General features: G+C 69.2%; 34 protein-coding genes and 2 pseudogenes. 17 read left to right on the plus strand and 19 right to left on the minus strand.

The annotated features are described in order from the left end of the window. Both ACESK5_RS00435 and ACESK5_RS00440 read right to left on the minus strand, forming a co-directional pair. Positions 1-961 (minus strand): NAD(P)/FAD-dependent oxidoreductase (locus ACESK5_RS00435; RefSeq protein ID WP_372909563.1); only part of this gene is annotated, 961 nt, incomplete at its 3' end. 54 nt (positions 962-1,015) lie between these two features. After that, a complete protein-coding gene (locus ACESK5_RS00440) occupies positions 1,016-1,447 on the minus strand; it encodes an ester cyclase (RefSeq protein ID WP_372909564.1) in 432 nt (143 codons plus the stop codon). 116 nt (positions 1,448-1,563) lie between these two features. Here ACESK5_RS00440 and ACESK5_RS00445 point away from each other — a divergent pair, with 116 nt between their 5' ends. From ACESK5_RS00445 to ACESK5_RS00475, 7 genes are all read left to right on the plus strand, one after another. Next, positions 1,564-2,259, plus strand: coding sequence for an HAD family hydrolase (locus ACESK5_RS00445; protein ID WP_372909565.1), 696 nt, complete (start codon positions 1,564-1,566; stop codon positions 2,257-2,259). Beyond that, on the plus strand, positions 2,256-3,050 hold the full coding sequence (locus tag ACESK5_RS00450) for an aldo/keto reductase (protein ID WP_372909566.1): 795 nt from the start codon (positions 2,256-2,258) through the stop codon (positions 3,048-3,050). The genes ACESK5_RS00445 and ACESK5_RS00450 overlap by 4 nt, the downstream gene beginning before the upstream one ends. A gap of 132 nt (positions 3,051-3,182) precedes the next feature. Further along, the gene (locus ACESK5_RS00455; protein WP_372909567.1) at positions 3,183-3,887 is read left to right on the plus strand and encodes an RAD55 family ATPase; all 705 of its coding nucleotides are present in this window, start codon (positions 3,183-3,185) and stop codon (positions 3,885-3,887) included. A gap of 5 nt (positions 3,888-3,892) precedes the next feature. Further along, entirely contained in the window at positions 3,893-4,309 is a 417-nt protein-coding gene (locus ACESK5_RS00460; protein ID WP_372909649.1) for a hypothetical protein, read from the plus strand. A gap of 285 nt (positions 4,310-4,594) precedes the next feature. Then, positions 4,595-5,011 carry a peptide-methionine (R)-S-oxide reductase MsrB gene (gene msrB / locus ACESK5_RS00465; protein WP_372909568.1) on the plus strand — a complete coding sequence of 139 codons (417 nt, stop codon included), beginning with the start codon at positions 4,595-4,597 and terminating at the stop codon, positions 5,009-5,011. A gap of 157 nt (positions 5,012-5,168) precedes the next feature. Further along, positions 5,169-5,429: a hypothetical protein gene (locus ACESK5_RS00470; protein WP_372909569.1), complete on the plus strand. Its 261-nt coding sequence runs from the start codon at positions 5,169-5,171 to the stop codon at positions 5,427-5,429. A gap of 56 nt (positions 5,430-5,485) precedes the next feature. Further along, a complete protein-coding gene (locus ACESK5_RS00475) occupies positions 5,486-5,878 on the plus strand; it encodes a pyridoxamine 5'-phosphate oxidase family protein (protein WP_372909570.1) in 393 nt (130 codons plus the stop codon). A gap of 91 nt (positions 5,879-5,969) precedes the next feature. Here ACESK5_RS00475 and ACESK5_RS00480 read toward each other — a convergent pair whose 3' ends face one another. Further along, complete coding sequence (locus ACESK5_RS00480; protein WP_372909650.1) at positions 5,970-6,836, minus strand: fructosamine kinase family protein; 867 nt, start codon at positions 6,834-6,836, stop codon at positions 5,970-5,972. Positions 6,837-7,216: 380 nt separating this feature from the next. Between ACESK5_RS00480 and ACESK5_RS00485 the strand changes: the two genes are divergently transcribed. From ACESK5_RS00485 to ACESK5_RS00495, 3 genes and pseudogenes are all read left to right on the plus strand, one after another. Beyond that, positions 7,217-7,657: an acyl-CoA thioesterase gene (locus ACESK5_RS00485; RefSeq protein WP_372909571.1), complete on the plus strand. Its 441-nt coding sequence runs from the start codon at positions 7,217-7,219 to the stop codon at positions 7,655-7,657. Positions 7,658-7,708: 51 nt separating this feature from the next. Further along, positions 7,709-7,885: a hypothetical protein gene (locus ACESK5_RS00490; RefSeq protein ID WP_372909572.1), complete on the plus strand. Its 177-nt coding sequence runs from the start codon at positions 7,709-7,711 to the stop codon at positions 7,883-7,885. Beyond that, positions 7,873-8,358 (plus strand): annotated as a pseudogene (locus tag ACESK5_RS00495) (cupin domain-containing protein); the annotation flags it as partial. The gene ACESK5_RS00490 and the pseudogene ACESK5_RS00495, both read left to right, overlap by 13 nt. An 8-nt stretch (positions 8,359-8,366) precedes the next feature. Here ACESK5_RS00495 and ACESK5_RS00500 read toward each other — a convergent pair. The 3 genes from ACESK5_RS00500 to ACESK5_RS00510 form a co-directional block, all read right to left on the minus strand. Then, a complete protein-coding gene (locus ACESK5_RS00500) occupies positions 8,367-9,338 on the minus strand; it encodes an aldo/keto reductase (RefSeq protein WP_372909573.1) in 972 nt (323 codons plus the stop codon). Positions 9,339-9,393: 55 nt separating this feature from the next. After that, entirely contained in the window at positions 9,394-10,035 is a 642-nt protein-coding gene (locus tag ACESK5_RS00505) for a hypothetical protein (RefSeq protein WP_372909574.1), read from the minus strand. Between the two features lie 209 nt (positions 10,036-10,244). Next, on the minus strand, positions 10,245-10,859 hold the full coding sequence (locus tag ACESK5_RS00510) for a translation initiation factor IF-2 subunit beta (protein WP_372909575.1): 615 nt from the start codon (positions 10,857-10,859) through the stop codon (positions 10,245-10,247). 123 nt (positions 10,860-10,982) lie between these two features. Between ACESK5_RS00510 and ACESK5_RS00515 the strand changes: the two genes are divergently transcribed. Continuing rightward, positions 10,983-11,228, plus strand: a complete 246-nt coding sequence (locus ACESK5_RS00515; protein WP_372909576.1) for a hypothetical protein — start codon at positions 10,983-10,985, stop codon at positions 11,226-11,228. A gap of 101 nt (positions 11,229-11,329) precedes the next feature. Here the strand turns inward: ACESK5_RS00515 and ACESK5_RS00520 are convergent, their stop codons facing one another. Next, positions 11,330-12,175, minus strand: a complete 846-nt coding sequence (locus ACESK5_RS00520; RefSeq protein WP_372909577.1) for an ion transporter — start codon at positions 12,173-12,175, stop codon at positions 11,330-11,332. Between the two features lie 113 nt (positions 12,176-12,288). On the opposite strand from ACESK5_RS00520, the gene eif1A reads away from it, so the two are divergent. Then, complete coding sequence (gene eif1A / locus ACESK5_RS00525) at positions 12,289-12,573, plus strand: translation initiation factor eIF-1A (RefSeq protein ID WP_372909578.1); 285 nt, start codon at positions 12,289-12,291, stop codon at positions 12,571-12,573. A gap of 156 nt (positions 12,574-12,729) precedes the next feature. Here the strand turns inward: eif1A and ACESK5_RS00530 are convergent, their stop codons facing one another. After that, positions 12,730-13,587: a hypothetical protein gene (locus ACESK5_RS00530; protein WP_372909579.1), complete on the minus strand. Its 858-nt coding sequence runs from the start codon at positions 13,585-13,587 to the stop codon at positions 12,730-12,732. 210 nt (positions 13,588-13,797) lie between these two features. Between ACESK5_RS00530 and ACESK5_RS00535 the strand changes: the two genes are divergently transcribed. Further along, a complete protein-coding gene (locus ACESK5_RS00535) occupies positions 13,798-14,031 on the plus strand; it encodes a hypothetical protein (RefSeq protein ID WP_372909580.1) in 234 nt (77 codons plus the stop codon). A gap of 90 nt (positions 14,032-14,121) precedes the next feature. Here the strand turns inward: ACESK5_RS00535 and ACESK5_RS00540 are convergent, their stop codons facing one another. The 3 genes from ACESK5_RS00540 to ACESK5_RS00550 all read right to left on the minus strand — a co-directional run bounded on the left by ACESK5_RS00540 (position 14,122) and on the right by ACESK5_RS00550 (position 17,161). Further along, entirely contained in the window at positions 14,122-14,910 is a 789-nt protein-coding gene (locus tag ACESK5_RS00540) for a PHP-associated domain-containing protein (protein WP_372909581.1), read from the minus strand. A gap of 96 nt (positions 14,911-15,006) precedes the next feature. Next, on the minus strand, positions 15,007-15,501 hold the full coding sequence (locus ACESK5_RS00545) for a universal stress protein (RefSeq protein ID WP_372909582.1): 495 nt from the start codon (positions 15,499-15,501) through the stop codon (positions 15,007-15,009). A 151-nt stretch (positions 15,502-15,652) separates the two neighbouring features. After that, positions 15,653-17,161 carry a phytoene desaturase family protein gene (locus ACESK5_RS00550; RefSeq protein WP_372909583.1) on the minus strand — a complete coding sequence of 503 codons (1,509 nt, stop codon included), beginning with the start codon at positions 17,159-17,161 and terminating at the stop codon, positions 15,653-15,655. A gap of 101 nt (positions 17,162-17,262) precedes the next feature. Here ACESK5_RS00550 and ACESK5_RS00555 point away from each other — a divergent pair, with 101 nt between their 5' ends. Continuing rightward, complete coding sequence (locus ACESK5_RS00555) at positions 17,263-18,327, plus strand: Brp/Blh family beta-carotene 15,15'-dioxygenase (protein ID WP_372909584.1); 1,065 nt, start codon at positions 17,263-17,265, stop codon at positions 18,325-18,327. Positions 18,328-18,356: 29 nt separating this feature from the next. Here the strand turns inward: ACESK5_RS00555 and ACESK5_RS00560 are convergent, their stop codons facing one another. After that, positions 18,357-18,575 carry a hypothetical protein gene (locus ACESK5_RS00560; protein ID WP_372909585.1) on the minus strand — a complete coding sequence of 73 codons (219 nt, stop codon included), beginning with the start codon at positions 18,573-18,575 and terminating at the stop codon, positions 18,357-18,359. 262 nt (positions 18,576-18,837) lie between these two features. Between ACESK5_RS00560 and ACESK5_RS00565 the strand changes: the two genes are divergently transcribed. Beyond that, on the plus strand, positions 18,838-19,839 hold the full coding sequence (locus ACESK5_RS00565) for a hypothetical protein (protein ID WP_372909586.1): 1,002 nt from the start codon (positions 18,838-18,840) through the stop codon (positions 19,837-19,839). A 542-nt stretch (positions 19,840-20,381) separates the two neighbouring features. Here the strand turns inward: ACESK5_RS00565 and ACESK5_RS00570 are convergent. The 5 genes and pseudogenes from ACESK5_RS00570 to ACESK5_RS00590 form a co-directional block, all read right to left on the minus strand. After that, positions 20,382-20,896 (minus strand): annotated as a pseudogene (locus ACESK5_RS00570) (ferritin-like domain-containing protein). A 240-nt stretch (positions 20,897-21,136) separates the two neighbouring features. After that, on the minus strand, positions 21,137-21,661 hold the full coding sequence (locus ACESK5_RS00575) for a hypothetical protein (RefSeq protein WP_372909587.1): 525 nt from the start codon (positions 21,659-21,661) through the stop codon (positions 21,137-21,139). A gap of 293 nt (positions 21,662-21,954) precedes the next feature. Then, the gene (locus ACESK5_RS00580) at positions 21,955-22,167 is read right to left on the minus strand and encodes a hypothetical protein (protein WP_372909588.1); all 213 of its coding nucleotides are present in this window, start codon (positions 22,165-22,167) and stop codon (positions 21,955-21,957) included. A gap of 51 nt (positions 22,168-22,218) precedes the next feature. Next, positions 22,219-22,971 carry a cupin domain-containing protein gene (locus ACESK5_RS00585; RefSeq protein ID WP_372909589.1) on the minus strand — a complete coding sequence of 251 codons (753 nt, stop codon included), beginning with the start codon at positions 22,969-22,971 and terminating at the stop codon, positions 22,219-22,221. A gap of 78 nt (positions 22,972-23,049) precedes the next feature. Continuing rightward, positions 23,050-23,499, minus strand: coding sequence for a universal stress protein (locus tag ACESK5_RS00590; RefSeq protein WP_372909590.1), 450 nt, complete (start codon positions 23,497-23,499; stop codon positions 23,050-23,052). Between the two features lie 124 nt (positions 23,500-23,623). Here ACESK5_RS00590 and ACESK5_RS00595 point away from each other — a divergent pair, with 124 nt between their 5' ends. Continuing rightward, positions 23,624-24,058 (plus strand): hypothetical protein, encoded by a 435-nt coding sequence (locus ACESK5_RS00595; protein WP_372909591.1) that lies wholly within the window; start codon positions 23,624-23,626, stop codon positions 24,056-24,058. Between the two features lie 56 nt (positions 24,059-24,114). After that, entirely contained in the window at positions 24,115-25,074 is a 960-nt protein-coding gene (locus ACESK5_RS00600) for an ArsA family ATPase (protein ID WP_372909592.1), read from the plus strand. On the opposite strand, the gene ACESK5_RS00605 is transcribed toward ACESK5_RS00600, so the two are convergent. Together ACESK5_RS00605 and ACESK5_RS00610 are read right to left on the minus strand one after the other, a co-directional pair. Then, entirely contained in the window at positions 25,075-26,151 is a 1,077-nt protein-coding gene (locus tag ACESK5_RS00605; RefSeq protein ID WP_372909593.1) for a deoxyhypusine synthase, read from the minus strand. Positions 26,152-26,221: 70 nt separating this feature from the next. After that, a complete protein-coding gene (locus ACESK5_RS00610; protein ID WP_372909594.1) occupies positions 26,222-26,992 on the minus strand; it encodes a Nif3-like dinuclear metal center hexameric protein in 771 nt (256 codons plus the stop codon). Between the last annotated feature and the right edge of the window lie 4 nt (positions 26,993-26,996).

Consider the following 26,996-nt stretch of genomic DNA (forward strand, 5'->3'; position numbering starts at 1 on the left):
CCTCGCCGGCGACCCAGTCGCCCGCGAAGAACAGCCCCTCGTCCTCGGCTTCGTGGACGACGTCCGAGACCCCCTCGTCGGTGAGGGCGTACCGCCAGCCCTGGTCGTCGTACCAGTCCGGCTCCGCCAGCGCGGGGTCGTCGAGCAGGGTGGCGACTTTCTCCGCGACGACGTCGACCGACTCCGCCAGCGGGTCGTCGTAGTGTTCCGCCGACCACTCCGGCGCCATCTGCACGACGAGCAGCGACTCTCCGTCGGGGACGTGCCCCGTCTTGCACTCCTCGCGCGAGAGCCAGCCGACGTCGTGTTCCTTGTCGACGTTGACGAGGCCGTACCACGGCCGCTCCTGCTCGAACGGGTAGTGGAGGACGTAGGTGCGGATGGTCCGGTAGCGGACCGCCCCGACGGCCTCCCTGAGCCGGGGAATGCGCTCGTCGTCCCACCGCGCGTCGGACAACAGGGCCGCCGTCTGCGGGGCTGGCGGCGTGAGTAACAGCGCGTCGAACGGACCGTAGCCGTTCCCCTCCGTGTCGACGACGGACCAGCGCTCGCCCTCGCGGTCGATGGCGGCGACCCGCGTCTCGTTCCGCACTTCGGCGTCGCTCCGGGCGAAGATTCGCTTCGCGAGCTGCGTCATCCCCTCCGTCCACGTGAACTTGTGCTCGTCGCGCGAGTCACCCTCGCTGACGACGCCCGCGGCGTCGAACGTCCACACCGGTTTCGAGACGTCGACGAGACCCTCCTCACCCAGTCCGCGGACGAACTCGGTCGTCCGCTCGTCGGGGTCCTTGACGTAGTTGGCCCCGTGGTCGTACCGACAGCCGTTCTTCCGCCGAGTCGCCGCGCGCCCGCAGACGCCGCGGGACTTCTCGAGGACGGTCACGTCGACGTCGGTGTCCGAGAGCGCGTCAGCCGCGCCGGCACCGGCAGCACCCGCGCCGACGATACACAGAGAGGTCATACACGGGGGTTAGGAGAGGGCGTTCAAATGTGTCGCGGCTCGGGCAGTCACTCGCTACTTCGTCCCGTGTGGGCTGAGGCCGTGCTGACGCAGTGCCTCCGGCAGGGCGAGGTAGACCCACGACTCGACGACCGCTCCCGCCTCGACCCGGTCGACGAGCACCCCGGACAGCTCCACGTCGGCGTTCGTCGGCGGCAGGCCCATGTGCTCGCCCTCGTGCGTCCCCGCGGCCGACCACCGCGTCATCACCTCGTCGCCGTCGACCAGACGGTCTTCGACGGTGACCGTGAGGTCCGGGAACGACCCGTGGAGGTGGCCGACGTATCCGGCCAGCGCGTCTCGGCCGACGAGGCGGTCGGTCTCGCCCATGAAGTGGACCGCACAGTCCGCGTCGTACAGTTCGTCGAGCGCCTCGGTGTCGCCGTCGCCCCACACGCGGTCGAACGCCTCTTCGACCACCGCGTCGACGTCGGTGTCGTCTCTCATCGACCGTGCCAACGGGTATCGGCGTGTTGACTGTTGTGGCCGTCGCGCCGGCCCGACCGCCGGGTCGCGGTGCCCCGCCCGGCACGCTCTTTACGCGTCCGCCCCCCTTCGAAGCTGTGACTAGCGACACCTACGACGCGGTGGTGTTCGACAACGACGGCGTCCTGACGACGCTCGTCGACCGGTCCGTGCTCCGGGGCGCGGTGGCGCGGGCGTTCGACGCCTTCGACGTCGACCCCGACCCCGCGGACGTCGACCGGATGACCGTCGGCGTCTCCCCGGCGGACCTCACGGCCGTCTGCGAGCGTTACGACCTCTCGCCGGAGGCGTTCTGGCGGGCCCGCGACGAACTGTCCTCGGAGGCGCAGATCGACGCGGTCCACCGGGGCGAGAAGCGCCTCTACGACGACGTCGCCGCCGTCGAAGCCATCGACCTCCCACGCGGCGTCGTGAGCTCGAACCAGCAGGCGACGCTCGACTTCCTCTTCGAACACTTCTTGGTCGATTCGTGGTTCCAGACGGTCCTGGGGCGCGAGCCGGTCCCGGAGAGCCTCTCGCTGAAGAAGCCCGCCACGCACTACGTCGAGCGCGCGCTCGAGGACCTCGCCGTCGACGCCGACCGGACGCTGTTCGTCGGCGACACCTGGGTCGACGTGGTCGCCGGCGACCGCGCCGGCTGTGACACGGCGTTCGTCCGCCGCCCCCACCGACAGGACCACACCGTCGAGACGCCGCCCACGTACGAAGTCGAGACGCTCGACGACCTCCTGACGCTCGACGGAGTCCCGACCCGCTCGGAGGCGGCTCGATGAGCCGGCCTTCCCCCGTTCCCCCGCTCGGACTCGGGACGATGGGACTCTCTGGCGACTCGGGGCGCGAGACGGTCACGACGGCGCTCGAACTGGGCTACCGCCACCTCGACACGGCCCAGATATACGAGAACGAGGCCGTCGTCGGTGACGGGCTGCGGGCGGCGCTCGACCGGGGCGCCGTCGAGCGCGACGAGGTGCTGGTGGCGACGAAGGTGTGGGTCGACGACCTCCACCCCGACCGGTTCCGCGACTCGGTCGAGACGTCCCGCGAGAAGCTCGGCGTCGACACCATCGACCTCCTCTACCTCCACCGACCGCGCGGCCCGTACCGACCGGAGACGACTCTCCCCCTCTTCGATGCGGTTCGCGACGACGGCCTCGTCGACCACGTCGGCGTGAGCAACTTCACGACCGACCAGCTCGTCGAGGCCCGCCGTCACCTCGACGCTCCCATCGTCGCCCACCAGACCGAGTACCACCCCCTGTTCCGCCGTCCCGCGCTCCTCGCCGACGCCCGCGAGCACGACTACACCGTCGTGGCGTACTCGCCGCTGGCCGGCGGACGGGTGTTCGACCTCGACCCCGTCGTCGCAGTGGCGGACGAGCGTGGCGTCTCGCCCGCGGCCGTGAGCATCGCGTGGCTCCGCGCGAAGGGGCTCGCAGTCGTACCGAAGGCGTCCTCCCGCGACCACCTCCGCGCGAACCTCGCCGCGGCCGACCTCACACTCGACGAGGAGGCGGTCGCCCGTCTCGACGCCATCGAGACCGAAGAGGAGCTGTTCCCCGAGTAATCAGTTCGGAGTGTTTCCGGACGACTCTGGTCGAATTCGGTTCCTGTCTATCGATTCTCCCGTTCCTAGCGCGTTATCGCCGATGATATCTGGTGGAAAACCGTTATGAACAGCTGTCGTGTGAGTCGACTTATGAGAATCCGGAGCGGCGTGAGCGGGTTCGACGACCTCGTCGGAGGCGGCTTCCTCCCCGAACGACTCTACGTGTTGAGCGGACCACCTGGCAGCGGCAAGACGACCTTCACGGCCCAGTTCGTGGCCGAAGGCCTTCGCAACGGCGAACAGTGCATGTACATCACGATGCACGAGACACGCGAGGAACTGGTGAACGACATGTCGGGCTACAACTTCGGCTTCGAGACGTTGACCGACTCGGACAACTTCCGTTTCCTCAACCTGGTGAGTCCGAAGGGCAAGCACGTCCTGAACCAGTTCTCGCAGGGCGGCGGTTCCTCGAGTGTCAAGTCGCTCACGGACAAAATCGTCGCGTTCGTCAACTCCCGCAACGTCGACCGACTCATCATCGACTCGACGATGCTGCTTCGACTCTTCTTCGCCAACGGCTCCGAGGAGATGACGCGCTTTCTCACCGCGTTGAAGCAGGGCGACGCGACGACGCTGCTCATCTCGGAGATGACCGACCCCTCTTCGTACTCGGACGAACACTACCTCGCCCACGGGGTGGTGTTCTTCCACAACTATCTGGAGGCCGGTGGCATGACCCGCGGCGTCCAGGTGATCAAGATGCGGGGGACGAACATCGACTGTGACATCCGCTCCGTCGAGTTCACCGACGGCGGACTCGTGGTCGACCCCTCGACCACGGTCGAGGCGTGAGCGACATGTACGAGGAGGCGTTCGGCTTCGACTGGCAGCGGCTCTCCGAGGAGGAGGCGCTCAAGCGGATGTACGCGCTCGGCGTCGCCGCGATGCTCGGCGAGCGGCACCCCGACGAGTACACCCGCATCATGCGACAGGTGTCGACCGCCTACCAGCGCAGCGTCCTCGAACTCTCGTTCAAGGAGGGTCAGCAGCGCGCGAAAAACAACCGTCGCGAGTTCGACGAGTACCGGGAGGTCTGGGACGCCCTCGTCGACAGCGAGGGGGCGACGCCTCCACCGTCTTCGCGCGACGACGTCGACGACCGACGACCGAAGGGGAGCGTCCCCGAGGCCGTCACCCGCGCAGACCTCCTCGAGTACGACGTCGACGACCTCGAACGCATCCGTCTCCCGCAACTCCTCCGCCGCGACTCGTAGTCGGCTCTCGTGTTTCCGCGCGTCGGGCCGTTCCTCGTGCGCCCGTTACTCGTCAGTGTCCGCCGGACGCGCGCCCGAGCGGGCGTGCCGCCCGACGGCTCGATACCGCCCGACAGCCGACGACCGCCCGGTGCGCGAAGACACGGTCACGCTCCGCCCGTCTCCCGCCCGTCTCTCCGTCCCCACCGTCCTCGCTGCCGGCGTGCCGGGGGACCGACACCGTCGGACCGCTGTCCGGCCCGGTCGACGCCAAACGCTCATCCCTCTCCAGCACCTTCCTCGCGTATGGACTCGTCGACCACCGACCGCAGCGACCTGCCCGACTCCGAGGCCGAGTGGCGGGAGCGACTCTCACCCGAGGCGTATCGCATCCTCCGCGAGCGCGGGACCGAACCCAAGTTCAGCGGCGACTTCCTCGGCAAGTCCGACGACGGAACGTACGTCTGTGCCGGGTGTGGCACGCCGCTGTTCGACTCCGACACGAAGTTCGACTCGAACAGCGGGTGGCCGAGTTTCTACGACGTCCTCTCCGGCAACGTCGAGACGCGCGTCGACACCAGCCACGGCATGCGCCGCATCGAGGTGGTGTGTGCGACCTGTGACGGCCACCTCGGGCACGTCTTCGAGGACGGACCCGACCCGACCGGAAAGCGCTACTGCATCAACTCCGCCGCGCTCGAGTTCGACCCCGACTCGGAGTGACGGCGGCCTCCCGTGCGCTCCCGTCCCCCGACACCTGGGAGTAGCGGCGTCCGTGACCGACGGCTGGTCCGCCCGGCGTCCACTCCTCCCGAACACGTTCACGAAATAGTATACTTCAGATAAATTTATATTTGCGGGCGCCCATCCTATGGGCGTGATGAGCAGGACCGTCGACCACTCTCGTTCCTCGAGCGACCCCGTTCCGGCGCTCGCCCTGCTCTTCGTGGGACTCACCACGCTCTGTCTGGCGGTGCTCTACCCGCTGCAGCAGCTCGCGGCGCAGGTGTCGGTCACCGGGATGCTCTCGGGGGCCGTCCTGGTCATCCCCGCGGAGACGCTCGTGGTGGTCGCCGGACTCCTCGTCATCTCCGCGTCGGCGACGACGCTCGGCGTGCTGGTGCTGTTCCTCCGGCTCTGATCCTCGCTCGACGCGTCCGACGCGACGCTTTTCGGCTCTCCGTCCCTCTTCGGGGTATGACCGTCTCCCCGGAGGTCACGCGTCTGCTCACGAGCGAACCGCTGATGGCACACCTCGCGACCTGTCGCGACGGGCGGCCACACGTCGCGCCCGTCTGGTACGTCTACGACGAGCACGAGGACCGGGTCGAACTCGTCACCACCGGGCGAAAACTGGCGAACCTCCGCGAGAACCCCCGGGTCGCCCTCTCGGTCCAGAAAGACGAGGGCGGCCACGCGAAGTGGACCGTCACGCTCCTCGGGACGGCTCAGGTCGTCGACGACGAGACGGCGACCCGCGAGGCGACGCGACGCATCAACGCGAAGTACGGTGCCAGCGAATCCGCGTGGTCCGAGAACCGACTGGTCCGGGTCCGCGTGGGGACGGCGTCGGCCCGAACGTACGACTGACCTGTCCTCCGCTCACACCGTCGGACGTGAGTCCGTGAAGCATTTCGGCCCCGGAGTGCCGGATGTCTTTAGATAGTTACGTCCGACCGTATCAGTAGCCCAGCCCTGCCAGCGCGTCGTCGAGTCGCGCGCGGTAGCGCCCGCCGAAGAGGTGGACGTGTTCGAGGAGCGGGAGGAGTTCGTACACGCGCCGGCGCTCCGCGAACCCGGACGCGACCGGACGTCGCTCGCGGTACCGCTCGAAGAACGCGTCGCCGAACGTGCCCGTCCACGCGACGTACGCGAGTTCCACCTCCGGGTGGCCGTAGTAACACGCCGGGTCGAGGACCGCCGTGACGCGTCCGTCCTCGGAGAGGACGTTCTCGGTCCAGACGTCGCCGTGGACGAGCGCCGGCCGCGCGGGTTCGTCGACGAGCGCGTCGAGGTCAGCGACGACGCGTCCGAGGCGTGCCCTCGTCTCGACGTCGACGCTCCCCGCCGCGTGGGCGACGTCGGCGACGTGGCCGAGGCGGTGCTCGCCGAAGAACTCGACCCACGACACACACCAGGGGTTCGGCTGTCGCAGGGGGCCGGACAGGGTGTCGAACGGGAAGCCGAACGCGCCCGCCGTGTGGTCGTGCAAGGCGGCGAGGCGGTCGGCCGCGTCGCGCGCGACGGGCGGGGTGTGGGTCGCGTCGCCCGGACAGTGTTCGAGGAGGAGCAGCCCAGCGTCGGCGTACTCGACCGTGGGAACCGGCAGCGCGGTGTACCGCGACAGATACCGGAGCATCCGCGCCTCGACGTCGAGCGGGGTGTCACCGGTCTTGGCCACCAGCGACCGCCCCGATTCGAGGTCGACGCGGTGGACCGTCCCGACCATACCGCCGTCGAGTTCCGCGAGTCGCGTGACCCGCTCGCCGACGGCACCCGTCACGCGTCGTCGAACCGCGGCGTCCTCGCGGGTCACGCTCGTCCCCATCGACACGGCGTCGGAGGGCACCGAGACCCGCGTTGTGGTGCTGGCATAGTGTGTACTATGATTCTGCTTGATAAAGAATAATATACCTTGGGATGTGAAGTGTCTACTGGGAGTCACTCCCCCACAGAAGGACTTACTCCTCTCCCCTTCGACTCCCACTCCCGATTCGACCCGGCGAGCGACTGCTCCGGCCACTCGATTCTCACCGACCGGTGTCTGTCGGTAGTAGACGTCGAGACTCTTCGCAGTCGGTCGCGTCGTTCCGGCCGTCCCAGCGGGTTCACAGGAGGCCTGGCCCGTCGAGCGCGTGGATTGCTTTCGGAGTCTACTCTCGGACTTCCCACGGCAGACGTAAGACCCCCGCGCACCGCTCGTCGTACATGCCGACGCCCGCGGACACGTATATCCAGAACCGTGAGCGGATTCAGCCGAACCAGACCAACAATTACGACACCGCCCACGGCGGTGTCGTGATGCACCTGATGGACGAGATCGGGGCGATGAGCGCGATGCGGTTCGCCGGCGAGACGTGCGTCACCGCACGCGTCGAGAGCCTCGACTTCCGACGACCCATCCCTAGAGGCGACATCGCCGTCGTCGAGTCGTGGGTGTTCGACGCGGGGGAGACGAGCGTGAAGGTCCGTCTCCGCGTCGACCGCGAGAAACCCCGCACCGGCGAATCGGAACGAACCAGCGACTCCGTGTTCACGTTCGTCGCCGTCGACACCGACGGCGTCCCCCAGCAGGTACCCGACCTCTCCGTCGACACCGACCGTGACGAGGAGCTTCGTGCGGAGGGCCTGACCGCCGTCGAGCGGTGAACCCTCGGTACCGCCGAAACGGTCTTTCGCGTCGCCGTCCATCTGCCGTACATGGCTGGAACGGGTGACGACCGGGTGCCCGTCTCGAACCCGGTGACCGGCATGTCGCTCCTCGATGTGCCCGGCGAGGACGGTGTGGCCGAGATTCGCCTCGACCCGGGTGCGCAGGGCCCGGCCGCGTCCACCGCACCACGGAGGAACGGTTCGAGGTTCGCGAGGGGACGGTGACGTTCCGCGTCGACGGGCGCGAGCGGCGACTCGGCCCCGACACGGAGGTTCGGGTCTCGCCCGGTACGCCACACACTTTCCGTAACGAGACGGACGAGACGGCCACGATGTGGGTCCGGACTGTGCCGCCGAACGACCGTCTCGGCGAAGTCGTGGTGACGCTGTTCGGCCTCGCCCACGACGGCGCGGTCGACGACCGGGGCCGCCCTGGTCTCCTCCGGGCGATGGCGATGGCAGAAGCGACGCTCGACGAGACGTACTTCACGGGCGTCCCCTACGGTGTTCAGCGGGCGCTCGGTGACACGCTCGGACCGGTCGCACGGGCGCTGGGGTACGACGCGACGGAGGAGAAGTACCTCGACGAGGCGTTCTGGCGCGCCCGAGCGAGCGACGCTCCACGGACCGTCGGCGTCGACATCCCCGTCACTGACGGTTCGGCGCGCGACGCCTCGACCGGCGAGACCGACGACTGACGCTCCCCCTACTCGTGACCCGACACCCGCACCGGCTGGTACGGCTCCTCCAGCCACTCGACGTCGGACTCCGAGAGTGAGACGTCGAGCGCCTCCACCGCGTCCTCGAGGTGTTCGACGCTCGACGTCCCCAGAATCGGGGTGGTCACCCACTCCTTGTGGAACAGCCACGCGAGCGACAGCTGCGCCATCTTCACGCCCTTCTCCTCGGCGAGTTCCTGCACCCGTTCGTTCACCTCGACGCCGCCGCCCTCCTCGTACGGCCGGCCCAGCTCGGCCTCGTGTTCACCACGCGTCGTCGACTCGAACTGCTCGTGGGGACGCGTGAGATATCCCGCGGCGAGCGGCGACCACGGCATCACGGCGACGTCCTCCTTCGCACAGAGCGGGAGCATCTCCCGCTCCTCCTCGCGGTAGGCGAGGTTGTAGAGGTTCTGCATGGAGACGAAGCGTTCGAGGCCTGCCCGCTCTGCGAGGTGGAGCGCCTCCGCGAACTGGTGGGCCCACATCGACGACGCGCCGACGTGCCGCACCTGCCCCCGCCGCACCGCGTCGTCGAGTGCCCGCAGCGTCGTCTCGATGGGCGTGTCGTAGTCCCAGCGGTGAATCTGGTAGAGGTCGACGGTGTCCATGTCCAGCCGGGAGAGCGAGGCGTCGAGTTCCTGCTCCAGCGCCTTCCGCGAGAGGCCTCCCGAGTTGGGGTCGTCCTCGCGCATCTGCGCGTACCCCTTCGTCGCGACGACGAACTCGTCGCGGTCGTACTCGTCCAGTACCTCCCCCAGAATCTCCTCCGACTCGCCGTACGAGTAGACGTTCGCGGTGTCGAAGAAGGTGATTCCGAGGTCGATGGCGCGCTCGATGACCTCGCGGCTCTCCTCACGGTCGAGGGTCCACTCGTCCCAGTTCGTCCCGAAGCTCATACAGCCGAGACAGATGCGCGAGACGGTCATCCCGGTCTGCCCGAACGTGGTGTACTCCATGCCCCGGCTTCGTCGAACGGGCGGATAAAGCTACGGCGGCCCCGTCGTGGTGCCGCTACCGTTCTCGGTCCTGACGGAGTTCCCACCACTCGTACCGGTGGAGACGCTCGTCGTGCCCGACGAGTCGGTCCAGCACCGCCTCGGCCATCCCTCGGCTGACCGTCGACCCGTCGGCCACCTGTTCGTAGAGCCCCACGAGCGACTCCACTGCGTCGAGGTCCCGCCCGTCGAACGCCGCCCGGCAGCCGTCGCGGAACTCCTGCGGCGACCGGTGACCGTCGAGACCCGCCCGTGCCGTGAGTTCCTCCCGGACCGCGTGGTAGGCTCTGTCGACGGCCCGTTCGGCGTCGCCCGCCTCGAGCGACTCCTGTGCGGGTGCGAGCGTCTCCGGCGGGACGGTGACCAGCCTCGCGGGGGCCGCCGATACGTCTGGCGACCGGGCGTCGCTCGCGCTCTCGTCTCCGCCCGACGTCGGTGGCTCCTCCCAGCCTGCCCGGGCCGGGTCGTCGAGGTAGTGACCGCCGGTCGTGTCGTTCGGCGGGAAGACGACGTGTTCGGACTGCTCGGTGGCGTCCGTCACCTCGTCGGACGGGGCAGCGGTGTCCGACCCCGTGTGGGGCGTGTACCGCCTGAGGACGAGAACCGCCACCGCGCCGAGGGCGACGAACCCTAGGGCGAACGCGGCGAACGCGCTCATCGCTCCGGCGTCCGACGCGCCGTCTGGCTCCCGGGTGCGACCGGCGTAAACTGTGCCACCATGCGGTTCGCTACGGGTCGAACGGTTATGTCTGTTGCTGATGGTTCAGATTGTGGACATTGTAAATTTTCCAGCGCCCCCGCTCGTGACGATGTTCGGGTCACGCGCCGAGACGGAGCACCTGTGGCCGGGCGACGAACTCGGGCCGACTACACCTTCCGCGCGAACGCCAACGAGCCGCTGATGTTCTCGATCTTCGCTGTGACGGTCTCGCCCTCGCGGGCGCCGGGGACGAAGATGGTGTACTTGCCGCGCTCGGCGACGCCGTCGCCCTTCCGGCCGGTGCCAGTGATCTCGACCTCGTAGGTCTTGCCCTCCTCGAGGGCGTCACGCGCCGTCTGTGAACTGGTCTGGCGCTTCTGTTTCTGGACGGGACGGAACGCCCCACACGCCGTGCAGCGGAGCATGTCGACGCCGTCTTCGGTCGTGAGCCGCGTGTCCGGCAGGCCACACTCGCTACAGAGGACGAACTCCTCGATGTAGCTCTCGATGGCCGCGTCGAAGTCGGCGACGGTGAACGAACCGTTGTAGCGGGCCCGGTCGCCGTCGAACTGGCCCGCCGTGCCCAGTTCGCGCTGGATGGCCCGGTGGACGTGTTCGGGGTCACGCGAGAGCGCGTCGGCGATGGCGCCGAGGTTCGTCAGTCGCGTGAACGCGCCGTCCGTCTCTCCGGCGGGATCAGGTACTCGGAGTCGACGTTCCTCGCCTGTCGTTCGCTCCGGGAGCGAGTCGATGGCTCGGTCGAGAGAAGATTCGTAATCCATATCGTGGGAAGACGCCGGAGACAGATAGGCGTTGGCAATCGGAGACTCGTCCACGGACCGCCCAGTCGACGCGCCGCCCGCGGGCACCGACAGGACGATGAGGCTCACGGGCGAGCGAGTCGTATGGCACCCACAGTCCGGATTCCGATTCCGATTCCCGCCGACCGCCCGCTCGGCGAGACGCTCCGCCGCGTCGAAACCGCCGTCTGGTCGCTCTGTACGCTCGCGACGGCACTCCTCCTCGTCGCCTGCGTCGCCGGCGCGTTCGTCGTCGCCGCTCAGCCGGTGACGCTCCCCGTCGCGTCCCTCCTCGCCTGCGTCGTCGTCGGTACGCTCGCGTTCGTGGTGGCCGACGTCGTCTCCGAGTGACTGGAGCGATTCGGGGCGACGCTGTGCCGAGGCCGTTGGCGACGTCCGCCCGCGTCACCCGCGTCACCCGCGTCGACGCGCGCCTCACGGTCTCGCGGCTCTCACTCCCGGGAGTCGTGTCGCTGATAGATGACGTGCCCGCAGGCCTTGCAGTGTGAGGCGTCGGCGTCGTGATACTCCAGTCCGCAGTTCGGGCAGGTCACGTTCCGCATGTCCCGGTGGGTCCACTCGCGGACGATTTTCGACGCCTGCCACGGGATGAGGATGACGCCCGCGAGGATGGCCGCGATGGTCACGAATCGCCCGGCCTGTGTGGTCGGCGTGATGTCGCCGAACCCGACGGTCGTGAGCGTGACGACGGTGAAGTAGAACGCGTCGCCGAACGTGTTCACCCGGGCGTTGACCCCGTGCTCGAACTCGTAGAACAGCCCCGCGGCGACGAAGAAGATGGCGACGACGGTCATCAGGAGCTTCATCACCCGGAGCGTCTCGACCGTGACGGTCCCGAAGAAGAACTCCTCGTCGCGCGTGAACCGGAAGAACCGGAGGACGCGGACGACGCGGAGCAGTCGCAGGACGCCGAGTCCCGCTGCGCCCGCCGGATACACCGGCCCCGCGAGGACGGCGAACGTCGGGAGAATCGCGAGCAGGTCGACGACGGTGTACGGGTTCGCCACCTCGGCCAACCGGCTGCGCGCGCCGTAGACGCGGAGCAGGTACTCGACGAGGAACACTGTCGCGACGACGACTTCGACGACCCAGAGCGCCGTCTCATGTATCGGAGCGAGCGGGTACGTGTCGGCGACGAACAACGCGATGAACAGGAGGTTCAGCCCGAGCAACGCGACGTCGAGGCTCTTTCCCACCGTCGTCCGGTGGTCGATGAGGTAGAAGCGGACCGTGTCGCGGTAGGTTCGGGTCGTACCGTGGCCCCGCTGGCCGTCCATACTCCCCCTATCAGGTACGGCCGACTAAGCGTTCCGGACCGCGTCGTGGGGTCGTGTCACACGCTATCGCGCGTCTCCAATGACTTAACCGTCGGGGACTCCTATCGCTGACAATGAGTGAAGAAGTCGAGCGGAAGAACCTCCGCATGCCGAACGGCAGCGAGCTGTTCGCAGTCGTCACAGAACACAACGGCGGAAACCACGTCCGCGTCCGCTGTGAGGACGGGAAGAACCGGATGGGCCGGATCCCCGGCCGAATGAAGTACCGGACCTGGATCAACGAGGGCGACGTGGTCCTCGTCGAGCCGTGGGACTGGCAGGACGAGAAGGCCAACATCGAGTGGCGCTACTCCGGACAGGACGCCGACCAGCTCCGCCGCGAAGGCCACATCGAGTAATCCGCGTCGCCGCTCGTCTCGTCCGCCCGCCTCGAGACACCGCAGTTTCCTTTCGACCACGACTCCCGCCCAGCCCCGCGGCCGGCAGCCGTGCCTGTTACACGTCGGGGTCGGGTTCCAAGCCCGGCCTCCCCTCAGATCCCGTGATTGGTACCCTCACCCGCCGTAGACGACGATCTGGTGACCGTCCCGGCTGGCGATCTGACTGGGGACGATCACGTAGTCGTCCGCGTCCTGGCTGCCCCAGCCGAGTTCGGTTTTGACCTCGTCCAGCAGTCCGGGGTCGGGGTCGACGTAGAGTCGCTCGTCGTCCTCGTCGACGGCCTCGACGATACCGACCTCGTTGCCGTCGCGGTCGAACACCCGCTTGCCCTGGTCGCTCGCGTCGACCGTCGAGACGTCGACAGTCGCGGTTCCGGCTCTGATTCCGGCTGGGCCGTCGGCCTCTGTCTCCGTCCCCGTCTCCCCGTCGGTGGCCGACTCGCCCCCGGCGAGGTCGGTCGTCGCCGTCCCATCCGCGTGCGGGTCGGCCGTCCCGGCGACGTCCTCGTTCGGGTCGACGCGCCCGCGGTCGTCCGTCGCTCCGGCGCGGTCGGTGCCCGTCTCGGCCTCGGCCTCGCTCTCGCCTTCGGCCGAGACGTCCCACGCCGCCGTGCTCGTCTCGTCGGTGTCGGTCTCCGGCGTCACTCCGGACGTCTCGTCGGTGTCGGTCTCCGGCGTCACTCCGGACGTCTCGCGCGCCTCCCTCTGGTCTACGAACCGGGCCGTCGGGGCGTCCCCGTCGGCCTCGTCGGCGTCGTCGTAGACGAGGGCCTCGTCCCGGTCGGCGAATCGTTCCGAGAACTCGTCCCACTCGTGACGCTCGCTGTCTTCGGTGACGTCCCCTTCGTACACCATCTCGTACTGGTCCCGCTCGGGGTAGTAGACGGGCACCACGCCCCGCTCCGCGCTCCACGTTCGAATCGCCTCTGTGTCTACCAACACGCCGTGCGTCGTCTCTTGCTGGTCGTCCATCGTGACTGGAGAGACGCGGGTCGGTTCCTTCGCCCCGGTGCTTGTAACTGCACCCCCGCCCGATCCGGTGAGACGACGGTGATAGTGCCCGGAAGACGGGGGCTTCGTCGACGTCGCCCCGAGAGTGGTCCCGGGGACTCGTCAGACGCCGACTCTCCCGGCGCACGAAAGCAACGAGTTCAGTCCCGTCGGTACCCCCGACCGACATGGATGAGCCTACCAGAGCACCAGACGTCGACGACCGACGACCGCATCGAGACGAACTCGCCGACGGACGCCGTTCCCGGTGACGTGGCCGCGCAACTGGTCGCGCTGGCCGCCGTCGGTTCGGTCCTCTACTCGTGGTACCACTTCTACGTCCGCGGCAACGAGACGTACGGGCTGTTCACCGGCCTGTGGGCACCGACGCTGCTCGCGTTCGCCAGCTACCTGCAGAACGACTGAACTGCCGCGTCGTTTCGCTTTTTTGCTCGCGTGGGTCGTCAGGCCCAGCCGTCGGGCCGTGACGGAGTCGGGTCGGTTCGGAGCTACCAGTCAGGACGAGCGGTTCGACGACGTCGCGTCGGCGTGTTCACCCCGACCCTCCTCCACCGATAGCGACCCGCCGCGGTTCTCCCGTTCGCCGGGAGGCATCCCGACGCCGGGTGGTCGTTCTCGCGGGTCGTCGAGCCAGCCCTTCTGACTGTGGAGGACGCGGTACATCGCCTGGAGCACCCGCTGTGACCGACTGTGCTCGACGCGTGCCTCCACCCGCCCGTCGCGGATGGCGTCGACGACGCCCTCGGCCGTCGGTTCGGCGTCGTGGATTTCGGTGTAGGCCCGACCGACCTCGATGGGGAGGTGCGCGTCGCTCCCTCCGACGAGGGGCAGGCCGCGCTCCTCGGCGTAGCGACGGACCCGGTCGGTCGACTCCGTCCCCTTGCCGTTGACCTCGACGGCGTCGAACGCGGCGTCCGTCTCCCGGACGGTGCTGTTCCGGAACGGGTGGGCGACGATTGCTGCACAGCCGCGGTCGTGGGCGATGTCGACGACCTGCTCGGGGGAGAGCTCCCCGGCGTCGGTCAGTTTCGGCGGCGACGGTCCCACGACCAGCACGTGGCCGTGCGACGTCGTCACCTCGTTCCCCGGGAGGAGCGACACGCCGTCCGTCCCGCCGCGCAGTTCGCGGTAGTAGTCGTGGTTGGTCGTCGCGACTGCGTCCAGTTCCCGGCGTCGGGCGACCCGGGCCAGCATCTTCGCCCCGAGCGGGTCGTAGACGCGGGCGAGGCGGGGGAAGCCGTGGAAGAATCGAGTGTGTGCGTGAAGGTCGACGGAGATGGTCACGTCCCGTGTCGGGCGTGGTCGCGTTTCAACGTTCGGCACGCTACTGCGCGGTGGTCAGCGGGCCCTGCTCCGCTCTCACTCCCGGGGTGCGGCCCCTCAGCCGAACAGGCGCCGGAGCCGCGACGGGACGTCGACGCTCCGCCGACACATGATGGCCGTGTGGTCGATGCGGTCGGCGACTGCTTCGGGCGTCGCCCCGAAGACGAGTCGCTGGAGGACGCCCTCCCGCGACGCGCCGATGGCGGTCACGTCGTGGCCGGCCGCCTCGGCGACCAGCGTCTCCTCGACGTGGTCGCCCTCGACCAGCCGGGTCCGAACGTCGAGGTCGGTCCCATCGTCCGCCGTCTGGCCGGCCAGCACGGCCTCGGCCTCGGCGAGTCGCGCCCGCTCGGTCTCCCGGTCGGCGTCCGACCCGACCACGCGGACCACGTCGACCTCCGCGCCCGTCGACCGGGCGACGGTGGCAGCCGTCTCCGCAGCGAGTTCGGCGTGGGTGCTGTCGGCCCACGGGAGGAGGACGGAGTGGACGGTCTCGACCCCGTTCTCGTCGACGTCACCGACCTTCTCGACGGACACGGCGGCGTCGTCCATCGAGTTGTCTCGCTCGTCTAGCCGACGCGCCGGCAGTTGTCGACACTGCCTTCGCATGCGTCCGGCTGAGCGCTCGCTCCTGGCCCACCGTCACCGTCCGACGGCCGACGCGTTCGCGCCCGCGACAGGGTGTCAAGGGGTCGTCGACGCCTCACCGACGCTCGTGGAGTTCTGCCTCGGGGGCGTCCTCGACGACTGCTCGGGCGGTACGCTCCCCGCTGATGAGACACATCGGCATCCCGATGCCCGGCGTCGTGTACGCGCCGGCGTAGTAGAGACCGTCGGGGCCGTCGCGCCGCCCGGGACGGAGTGGCCCGGTCTGGAAGAGGGTGTGTGCGAGTCCCAGCGCGGTCCCCTGCGGGTCGTCGAACCACGTCTCGAACTCGCTGACACAGGCCGACTCCTCGACGACGATTCGGTCGCGGAGGTCGACGCCCGTCTGTGCGGCGAGGTCCGAGAGGACCCGTTCCCGGTACCGCTCGCGGGTCTCGGGTCCGTCGTCGAGTCCCGGTGCGATGGGGACGAGGACGACCACCGCGTGGTGGCCCTCGGGGGCGACCGAGTCGTCGGTCTTCGAGGCGACCGACAGATAGTACGCCGGGTCGTCGGGCCACGCCGGCCGGTCGAATATCTGCTCGAAGTGGTCGTCCCAGTCGGTCGGTAGCACCAGCGTGTGGTGCGCGAGCGGGTCGACGTCGCCTTCGACTCCGAGGTAGAGCATGAAGGCCGACGGCGCGTACGTCTTCTCGGCCCACTCGTCGGGCGACCGGTCGCGTCGCTCCGGCGGGAGGAGGTCACGCTCGACGTGGGCGGGGTTGGCGTTGCTGACGACGACGTCCGTGTGCTCGACGCCGGCGTCGGTCTCTAGCTCGAACGCCCCTCGCTCGCCCCGGATGCGGTTGACCTCGGTCTCCGTCTCGATGTCGACGCCCTGCTCGCGGGCGAGTTCGGCGAGCGCGTCGACGACGCCCGCGATGCCGCCCTCGGGGTAGAAGACGTTCCCGTTCAGGTCGACGTGGCTCATGATGCTGTACAGGGCCGGCGTGTTGGTCGGGGCCCCGCCGAGGAAGACGAGGGTGTACTCCAGCAGTTGACGGAGCTTCGGGTGTTCGACGTACCGCGACACGTAGTCGTCCATCGTCCCGAACAGCCGGGCCCGCGTGGCCATCGGCAGCAGGTCCGTGTCGATGTAGTCCCGAAGCCGGTCACGGTCCCGGTAGACGACGCGGTTCATCGCCAGTTCGTAGTTGCGCTCGGCCGCCGCGAGATACTCCTCGAGCGCCTCGCCGGCACCCGACTCGTACGACTCGAACAGTTCGTGGACGTTCCGGCGGTAGGGCTCGACCGTCGCCCGGTCGCCGTCCTTCCAGAACACCCGGTACTGCGGGTCGAGCCGTTCGAGGTCGTAGTACTCCTCGGGCGTCCGGTCGAAGTGTCCGAAGAACCGCTCGAAGACGTCCGGCATCAGATACCACGACGGCCCGGTGTCGAACCGGAAGCCGTCGCGTTCGAGCACGCCTGCGTGCCCGCCGAGTCGGTCGTGCTGTTCGACCAGTCGGACGTCCGCCCCGGCCCGCGCGAGGTACGCGGCCGCCGACAGCCCGCCGAACCCACCGCCGACGACCGTGACCCGTCGGTCTCCGGGTAACACGTCGCGCATACGTGGACCCACGGCTCCCGGAGGGAAGTCCCTGACAGCCGTTCCCAGCCAGTTGGAATCCGTTCGGTCGTTTATTAGGGACGCGTCCTCCGTACCTACAGATGAGTGCGCTCAGTCAGGCCGCGGTCCGACGATGGCACCGCCAGTCAGACGTCCACCCATCGCTCACGCTCTCCCGGGCGGCACTGCTCGTGCTCGCCGTCGGGTTCGTCCTCGTCAGAGCCGCGGGCGTCACCGTCCCGCTCGAGGCGCAGATGGTCGTCTACCTCGTCGGGATGGTCGCGCTCAACCTCCCACACGGCGGCTACGAACACTTCGAGAACCTCCGGCGCCGCCGGCCGACGTTCCGCTGGCGGTACGTCGCAACCTACCTCGTCGCCATCACGGGGTTCGTCGCCCTGTTCGTCGTCGCGCCGGTGGCCGGCCTCGTGCTCGCCCTGGCCGTCGCCGTCGCGAAGGGCGGCGTCGGCGGGGTGCACGTGATGGAGGCGACGAGCGGCACCGACCACCTCCGGACGCGGGTCCAGCGCGCACTGGCCGTCGCCGTCCGCGGCGGGAGCGTCATGCTCGTTCCCATCGTCTTCTGGCCGGAGACGTTCCACACGTTCAGCGCGCTGATGGTCGGTCTCGTCGACCCCGGCGGCCTCGCTCCGTACGCCGCGTCCTTCGACGTCACCCGACCGCTCGTCGCCGGTGGCTACGGGCTCGCGCTCGTCGCTCACCTCGGCCTCGGCTACCTCCGCGGCGGCGGCCGGTCGTGGCTCGTCGACGCCGGCGAGACGCTCCTCCTCGTCGCGTTCTTCGCGGCCGTCCCGGTACTGGTCGCCGTCGGCCTCTACTTCCCGTTCTGGTACTCGGCCCGACAGGTCGCACGCACCCGGACGGTCGACGACAGCCACGTCGGCGACGACGGCTGGGACCTCATCGGCGACGGCGACCCCTCGGTGGTCGCGCTCCGCGCGTGGCTGGTCCTCATCGCCGGTGCGCTCGCGACGTTCGCCGTCCTGGCCGGCGTCTACTGGGCCTTCCCGAACCCGCTCGCTGGCGCCCCGTTCCTCCCCGGCGCCGTCGCGTTCTGGAGCGTCTTCATCAGCATCGTCGCGCTTCCGCACGTCGTCGTCGGCTCACTGCTCGACGGGGACCGCGGTATCTGGTACGTCCCCTGACGCCGTCGCGCCGTCCGGCGGACTCCCGGTCAGCTCCAGCCGGGACCGTCCGAGACGAACGGGCCGAACCCGGCGGACGTCCGTGCAACCGTCGTGATTCGGAGCATGTACGCCAGGAGGATGGCGAACGGGAGGAGTTCGACGGTGACGCCGACGGCGACGACGACTCCGAGCGACTGCGCCCCCGTCCCGAGTTCGAGGAGACGGTCTCTCCGTGTCGTCCGCGTCTCCGTACCCGATACCGACATCCGGTCGTGGACGGCTACCCGTCTGGTGTTGATAAGGCTACAGGTATGGGGCCGAGGCGGGCCGCGCGTCGACGTGTCGGCGGTGTCCCTCACCGTCCCTGCTCTCCGCCTCGACGTTCGCCGTGGACGGAGACGCCCCCGCCCGCTCCGGTCCTGGCGACTGCAAGGAGCCACGCCTATGCGGCCACGGTGCGAACGCCTCGGGACGCGTGTTCCGACCCGACGACGTCTTCGACCGTGTGGCGACCCGCACAGGAGAACGATGAGCGACGGCGTGCAGACGGCGAGTTCCGTCAGGAGCATCGACGGTGTCGGGGACCGGGCGATGCACTGGCTGGTCCTCGGCGGGAACCGCATCGCCGTCTCGGCGCTCCTCGTCGGGGCCGTCGTAGCCGTCTTCTTCGTGTTGACGAGAGCCGGGGCGCTGGCCATCGGCCCGGGGAGCGCCGCGGCGTCAGCCTTCTCGAGCGGCCTCATCGCCGGCACGGTGACGCTCGTGACCATCTCGCTGTCCATCAACCAGCTCATCCTCTCTCGCGTGTTCGGCTCGCCGAACGAACTGTTCGACCAGCTGAACGGGACGCGTGACCTCCGGCGACGCGTCCGGGAACACGCCGGCGAGTCGGCCGTCCCGAACGACCCGGCCGAGTTTCTGGACCTGGTGGCAGAGACGCTCACCGACCGCGCGAACCGCCTCCAGTCGGCGTGTGACGACGGCAGCGGCGACCAGCCACCAGCGGTCGCCGACTACGCCGCCGGCATCGCGGCCTACGGCGAGAGCATCAGCGCGAAGATCGAGAGCCAGACGGCCATCGTGAACGTCCTGGAGGTCATCCTGGGAACCGAGTACGCGAAGAACATGACCGCGACGGAACAGCTCCGGAACGAGTACGGCGGTCGCCTCCCCGTCGAGGCCGAGCGAGAACTCGACGCTATCGGCGACATCCTGGGGGCGGTTGCCGTCACGCGGCAGTTCTTCAAGACGCTCTCGCTGCAGCAGGACTTCGCTCGCCTCTCCCGCGTCGTCGCCTACAGCGGCCTCGTCGCCCTCGCGGCCAGCATCGCGATGGCGCTCGTCTACCGCCCCGACTCGGTCACCGTCCCGGCGGGGTCGCTCCCGCTCGTCTTCAGCCTCGGCCTCGGCGTCATCGTCACGCCGCTCGCCGTGTTCATCGCGTACGTGTTCCGGGCGGCCACCATCGCTCGCCACACCGTCTCGGTCGGACCGTTCGTCCCGCCAGCGGAACGCCCCGACGCCGAGTGACGCGCCGGCGACTCGGGGCGCGGCAGTCCGTCTGCGCCGTTTGCAGGCCGCAGCGTTAAAGACAGCCGCGGTCAACTCCGGGTGCCCGCGTCGAACGAGCGCGGGCCGAACGACGGAGGTGTTACTCGATGGGAAAACTCCGTAAAGCGATGAAGACGTGGCGACGACTTCCGCGCCGCGTCCGACGACGCATCGTTCGCAAAGGACGACGCCTACTCCGACGGCGTTGACCCGTCGGAGCCGTTCGTCTCGGTCGTCCCTCGCCGTCTGACACCGGACCAGCCGCGGCCGTGTCGGAGAACAGCCCGCTTCGTTCTCGGTCGCTCCCAGCTACTCGTACGGTGTCCGTCTATCCACTCCTCGTCCGACGCTCGTCCGCCAGCGACTCGTCCGACCTCCGGTCCCCCGAGCGTGGACGCTCGCGAAGAGCCTTCGACCGCCCGTGCTCCGGGCTCTCGGCGACAGAGGAGAATCAGTCTGCGCCGCGTGTGTCGCACGCTTCGGAACGGGGTGGCGACGAACCGAAACAGCTGGTCGCGGCCTCAGTCGCCAGCGACCTGCTGCTGGTCGAACTGCTCGCTGGCCTCGGTGACCTCGTCGAGGGCCTGTTTCTCCTCGTCGAGGGTCTGTGACAGGAGGTCGGCGGCCTCGTCGTGGCCGGTCTTCTCGGCGAGCGACGCAAGTTACCGTAAGCGGCGATCTCGTAGTGCTCGGTCTTCTGTGCGACCGCCAGGTTGTAGCGGTCCAGCACCTCGCCCTCGTTGTCCTGTGCGAACGACTCGTGCTCGTCGATGCGTGCGCGCACGACCGTCTCTTCTCGGGTTTGTGCGTCCGCTCCGATCTCTTCGAACACCTGCTCGAGGCGCTCGACGTGCTCTCGGGTCTCCTCGCGGTGCTCGGAGAACGCCTCCTTGGCGGTCTCGTCCTCCGTCTGTTCTGCGAGTGTCCAGAGGGCGTCGTCGAGTTCCTGTTCCGCGTGGTACATCTTCTGCAGTCCGTGAACGAGGAGTTGTTCTGTTATCGTCGACTCCACCTCCTCCTCCGACGGTCCGAGCATTGAGTCGCCGGCCTGCCCCCGCAGGGGGCGTCACCGGAGGTGGGACCCGACCCGAACGGCGGGTGGGGCTGGAGCGAGTCACCCGACACCGCTCCTCGGCCTCGTCGGTCCGACTCGCTCACCGCGGTCCGACGCGCTCGGTTCACCCGACCGCTCAGTGAGGGCCGGACGGTGCCCGTGTCTACAGCCAGACGTCCGTCGGATGTGACGGTCAGCGTGGAACGTTCCGCGTCGACTCAGTTACGACCCGGTCTGATCCCGCGACTCGTCCTCCTCGGCTCCCGTCTCGTCTCCGCCGGGAGTCGCTTCGGACCGGGTCGACGCTACCAGGTTCTGGACGTACTGCATCCCGGTCGCGATTCCCGTCACACTGTCCATCAGCCGCTGCTGGGTGGCCTCGTCGGGGTAGATGCGATGTTCCATCTGGAGCGCATCGGCGTCTCTGAGTCTGCAGGACTGCCCCTCACTGTCGAGGAACGTGTAGAACCCGGGTGTCGACGCGAGGACCGGACCGATCTGGCCGAGCAGCTCCGTGCGCGTCTCTTCCTCGCGGACGAGACGCTGTGCTCGCTCCGTGTCGAACGCGCTCCGTCCGACAATCCGGACCGGCCCATCATGTTCCTCTTTGATGAGGTGGAGAGGGAGCCGAGAGAGGGTCACCTCGAGGTTGAACTCCGTCTCCTCCTCGGCGTGCGACGCCACGTCCTGTACGGCGTCGTCGTCGAGCCACCAGCGGATCTGGTCGACGCTGAGGTGGGTTGTCACGCGTCACCTTCGGTCTCACGACGAAAAAGCGCTGAGCCGGCACTCGCAGCGTCCCCGCTTCGCTCCCGCCGCCGAGTCGACGACGGGGGCGTCGTCGAACGAGCACTACCGCTTCCGACCGGGGCCCGTGGCCACAGCGGTCGGACCGAGCGTCCGTCGACACGCCGCCGTCGAAGATGGTGGCCTCGGCACTCATAGGGCTCGTCACCGTCGGGTGCCACCCCGACTCTGAGCGGGCTTTCGTCATCGGCCGTCCGACGCTCCGTGTTCCGTGCGGAAACCCGTTTCTCCGTTCACCGGTCGGATGCACGCTCGGGCACGGCGTACGGCTGTCCGCAGCCGTGAATCTCGACCCCGCAGTCGGGACACGCGGTGTGTTTCTCCCGGCGGTGGGCGACGGACTGTCGCTGTCGCTGTAGGTCCGCCTCCAGTCGCTCGCGCACGTCGTCCGGGAGGGCGGCGAACGCGACGACGTCGCCCCCGCAGACGGGACACGTCCGGTGCATACGCGTCCGCGTGGCGGCGTCGCACAAAAATCGACACGGTTCGCCCTCGATTCACTCCCCCGGCGGCCCCGCGGCCGGCACCGTCCGCGGCTCCGACCCGGTCAGCCACAGCAGGTCGCGCTGGTCGGCGTCCCGGGGGTTCACGTCGCGGTGAACCACGCCCGGCGGCAGGTGGAACCACTCGCCCGCCCGGACGAGCGCTCGGTCGTCCGGACCGGTCCCCCACTCGACGTACCCCTCGCCCTCGACGACGTAGCCGAAGACGTGGTTGTCGCCGTGGTGGTGCCAGTTCGACGCGACGGCACTGGCGGCGTGGCCGCGTACCTGCTGGACGGTCGCGTCGGGGAACGGTGTCAGGCGAGTGAGGTTCACCAGCGTCCCCGCCGGGACCAGGTCGCCCTCGCCGGCGACGAGGGGGTGGACCGCCGGCGGTCGGTCCGGCGGGGCGGCGTCGACGACGCGTGGTCCCGTGCCGGCGACGCCGACGAGCGCGACCTGAACCTCCCGTCCGGCCACCTCCCGGTGGACGACGGCGGCGGGCACGGAGAAGAAGTCGCCCGGGCCCACTGTGAGGGCGTCGGCGGCTCCCAGGCCGAACTCGATGCGTCCGCGGCCCGCGAGGACGACGCCGTAGACGGCGTGGTCGCCGTGGTGGTGCCACCCCGAGGACGCGCCCGGCCACAGGCGCGTCCGGCAGAGTTCGAACCCGGCGACGGTGACGAGTGACTCCGTCGTCGGCCCGTCCCGCTCGGTACTCTCCAGTGCGCTCGCCCCTCCGACGCTCACTCCCGGGTTCGTCGCCATCTCACCCTACAGACGGCAGGCGGACGGATATCGTTCTCTCCCGTGGGAGACGACGTTCGGTCGGGGGCTCGTCGCGCGTTACTCGTTGTCCGCGTCGCTCGCGTCGCCGTTCACGTTGACCGTCAGCACGGGGACCGTCGCGTTGGCGACGACGCGGGCGGAGACGCTCCCGACCATGTTCTGCCGGTAGTTCGCGCCGTGGGTTCCCATGGTGACGACGTCGATGCCCGCCTCCTCGATGTACGCGAGAATCTCCTCGGCCGGGTCACCGCGCCGGAGTACTGCCTTCGTCGCCACCTCGTCGTCCAGCTTCGCCCGGGCGGCGGCGGTGGCCTCGTTCCCCTCGCCCTCGAGTTCGTCGACCACGTCGTCGACGAGGTCGGGTGCGAGCGTCAGGAAGGCGCGGTCGTCGACCACGTAGAGCACGTGGACGGTCGCGTCGTGTCGGTGTGCCAGGTCGAGCGTGTGCCGGTAGACGTCGTCCATCGACTCCGTCCCGTCCGTCGGCAGCAGGATGTCGTCGTACATCAGTCTCGTTCGGACCGAGGACGCCGGACGGCAAGAACGCTGTCATCCGTTCTCGCTCGCCGGGAACCGCCGGGGACCGGAACGGCCGACAGCCTCTTTCCCGACCACGACCCTCTCACTCCCGATGGCACTCCCGCCGCGGACCGAGACGGACCTCAGACGCGAACTCACGGGGCTCGTCGTCGAGAGCCTCGCCGTTCGACAGGACCTCTCTCACCGGAGCGTCCGCTGTGCGGCGTGTGCTGCCCGGGACGACGACAGCGACGCCGACCGAACCGTCGGCGACGAAGTCTGCGTCGTCCTCCGGGAGTACGAGGGGTTCACCTGGGAGATTCAGGACCTCCGCTGCCCCGACCACTGCGTCGACCGGGTCGCCGACGCGGCCGGTGTCGAGGCCGACGACCAGGTAGTCGTCGCTGCCGTCCTGGAGGCCGCCGGATACCACTCGCCCGACGGCCAGTACCACCCCGAGGCACTCACGCTCGGGGCCGTCGAGGTCATCGACTACAGCCCCGCGTCGGAGGGGTACCGCGACCGGGGCCCCGGCACCGACGGGTAGCCGCTCCGCCGGCACCGACCCCCGACTTTGTAGTCCGCCAGCGCGTACGTGCGGTGATGACCGACCCGACGACGACCACGGAGACGGGCGACGTCGTACTGTACGGTGGGAAGGGCGGGGTTGGGAAGACGACCTGTGCGGCCGCGCACGCCCTCGCGTCGGCCCGAGACGGGCGGGAGACGCTCGTCGTCTCGACGGACCCGGCCCACTCGCTCGGCGACGCCTTCGAGCGTGACCTCGGCGGCGACCCGGTCGAAGTCGTCGACGACCTCTTCGCCGTCGAGGTGGACCCCGACACCGGCCAGAACGCCTACCGTCGCGTCGTGGAGACGCTCGTGGGCGAATTCCGGGACGCGGGACTCAGACTCTCCGAGGAGGACCTCGAACGCCTGTTCGAGGCGGGGCTGATTCCCGGCGGCGACGAAGTCGCGGCGCTGGAGTACGTCGCCCGGTACGCCAACAGCGACTACGACCACGTCGTCCTCGACACGGCACCCACGGGGCACACCCTCCGACTGCTGGACCTCCCGGACGTGCTCGCGGAGACGCTCGGCGTCGCCGGCGACGTCCAGCGGCGGGTTCGCAGCGCGGGCCGGGCGGCCAAGAGCATGGTCCTCGGGCCGGCGGCGTACTGGGGGTCGAACGACCGCGACGGCGACGAGGTCGCCTCGCTCCAGGGACGCGTCGCCGAGGTGGGCACGCTCCTGCGCGACCCCGCCCGGACCAGTTTCCGCGTCGTCCTCACCCCCGAGCGGATGGCCATCGCCGAGGCCGAGCGACTGGTGGCACGGCTCTCCGAGTCGGGCATCGGCGTCGACTCGCTCGTGGTGAACCGCGTCTTCGAGAACGCCGAGGGGTGCTCCTGCGTCCGCTGTCGGCGCGACGCCGAGCGCCACGCCACGCGTCTCGCGGAGGTAGACGACGCGTTCGACCTCCCCGTGCGACAGGTCCCGGAACTCGAAGGCGAGTCACAGGGGTTGGCGGCGCTCGAACGCGTCGGCGCGTCGCTCGACTGACTACTCGCCCGCCCGTTCGCGCGCCGCGGCCACCACGAGCGGGAGCGTGATGGTCGCGTCCGCGACGACGGTGACGTTCCGCGCGTCCTTCTCCAGTTTCCCCCACGACCGCGCCTCGTCGAGCGTCGCCCCCGACAGACCGCCGGTGTCGCTCGAGTCCATCGTCAACTGCACCGCGTAGTCGTACGCGTCGGGCACGGTGAGCATCGTCTGGAGGACGTAGTTCTTCGGGACGCCGCCGCCGACGACCAGCGCGCCCGCCGAGTCGGCCTCGAACGCGAGGTCAGAGAGGTGGGTCATGTCGCCGAGGGCGTCGAGCGCGAAGTCTGAGGTCTGCCCGTAGATCCACGCCTGGATGCCGAGCACCGAGTCCTGGATGGCCGGCACGTAGACGGGGACGTCACAGTCGTACGCCGCCGCGGCGATGCCGGCGTCCTCGTCGACGCCGTGCTCGCGGTTCTGTTCGAGGTTCGCCCGCCCCAGTTCGCGGGTGAACTCCCGGATGGTGACGGTCCGCTCGACTTCCGGAAAGACGTTCGCTCGCAGGTGCTTCTCGAACAGCGTGAAGTGCTCCTGGGGGAGGTAGACGTTGTAGATGCGGTCGACCCCCTCGTCGCGCAGGCGTTCGTCGTGCTCGCGCTCGCTCTCGGCGTCGGTGCGTTCCTCGACCCGGTGGTCGTGGGGGCCGACGCTCCCGTGGTGGTGCTTGCCGCCGACCGCCTCGATGGCGTCGTGGGTGAGGTTCGCCCCCGTCGTCACCAGGGCGTCGACGTGGCCGTCGCGGATGAGGTCGACCACGACCTGCCGCATCCCGGTCGGGACCATCGCGCCCGCGAGGCCGAGGAAGGTGGTCACCTCGGGCGCGAGCATCTCGCTGTAGATGTCGACCGCTCGCTCGACGCCGGCGGCGCCGATGCCCGCCTTCCCGTACTCGTCGACGAGTTCGCCGACGGTCATCCCCGCCCGGACCCGCGTGTGACCGATGGGGTCCTCGCTGAACGTCTCTCTGTGTCCGGTTCCGTCGCCGTCACCCTCGCTGTCGCCCGCCTCTCCGTCGGGGGCGTCGTGGTCGCTCATGGCGGGAGATGTGGCGGGCCGGCGTTTGAACGTCTCGGTCCGGCCTGCGGTGTCGCGGGCGTCGGCCCGCTCACAGCCCGGTCGGGTGTTCGACGTACGTCGTCTCCAGCCCCCAGTCCTCGGCGAGCGACGCGAGCGCGCGGACCCCGAACGTCTCCGTCGCGTAGTGGCCCGCGAGGAGGACGTTCACGCCCGACTCCCGCGCCTGGTGGTACACCTGTTGTTTGCCCTCGCCGGTGACGAACGTGTCGACGCCGGCCGCGACAGCTTCGTCGAGGAAGTCCGCGCCGCTCCCCGTCACGATGGCCACCTCGTCGGCCTCTTCGGGGCCGAACGAGAGCAGTCGAGTCTCCCCGCCCCCCTGCGGGAGTTCGTCGAGTTCCTCCTTGAGCGCCCGCGGCGACCGGGGCGTCGTCAACTGGCCACGCTGGCCGATAGGTTCGCCGCCCATCGTCGCGAACGGCGCTCGCTCCGTGAGGCCGAGGAACTCCGCGACGCCGGCGGCGTTGCCCAGTTGCTGGTGACCGTCGAGCGGCAGGTGTGAGACGTACAGCGCCAGGTCGGCCTCGACGAGACGGGCGATGCGGTCGTACGTCCGTCCGGTCACCCGTTCGATACCCCCCCACGAGAGGCCGTGGTGGGTCACGAGGAGGCCGGCGCCGGCGCTCGTGGCCTCGTCGATGGTGGTCCGCGCCGCGTCGACGGCGACGGCGACGTGGTCGACCTCCCGCCCCTGCTCGTCGGCGCCGACCTGCAACCCGTTGGCGCTGGCGTCGATGTCGGCGTACGCGTCCGTCTGCAGCTTCTCGTCGTACCGCGCGACCAGTTCGCTGAGTTCCATGCCG

This window comes from Salinigranum sp. (assembly GCF_041641895.1).
In the GTDB taxonomy this organism is placed as follows: domain Archaea; phylum Halobacteriota; class Halobacteria; order Halobacteriales; family Haloferacaceae; genus Salinigranum.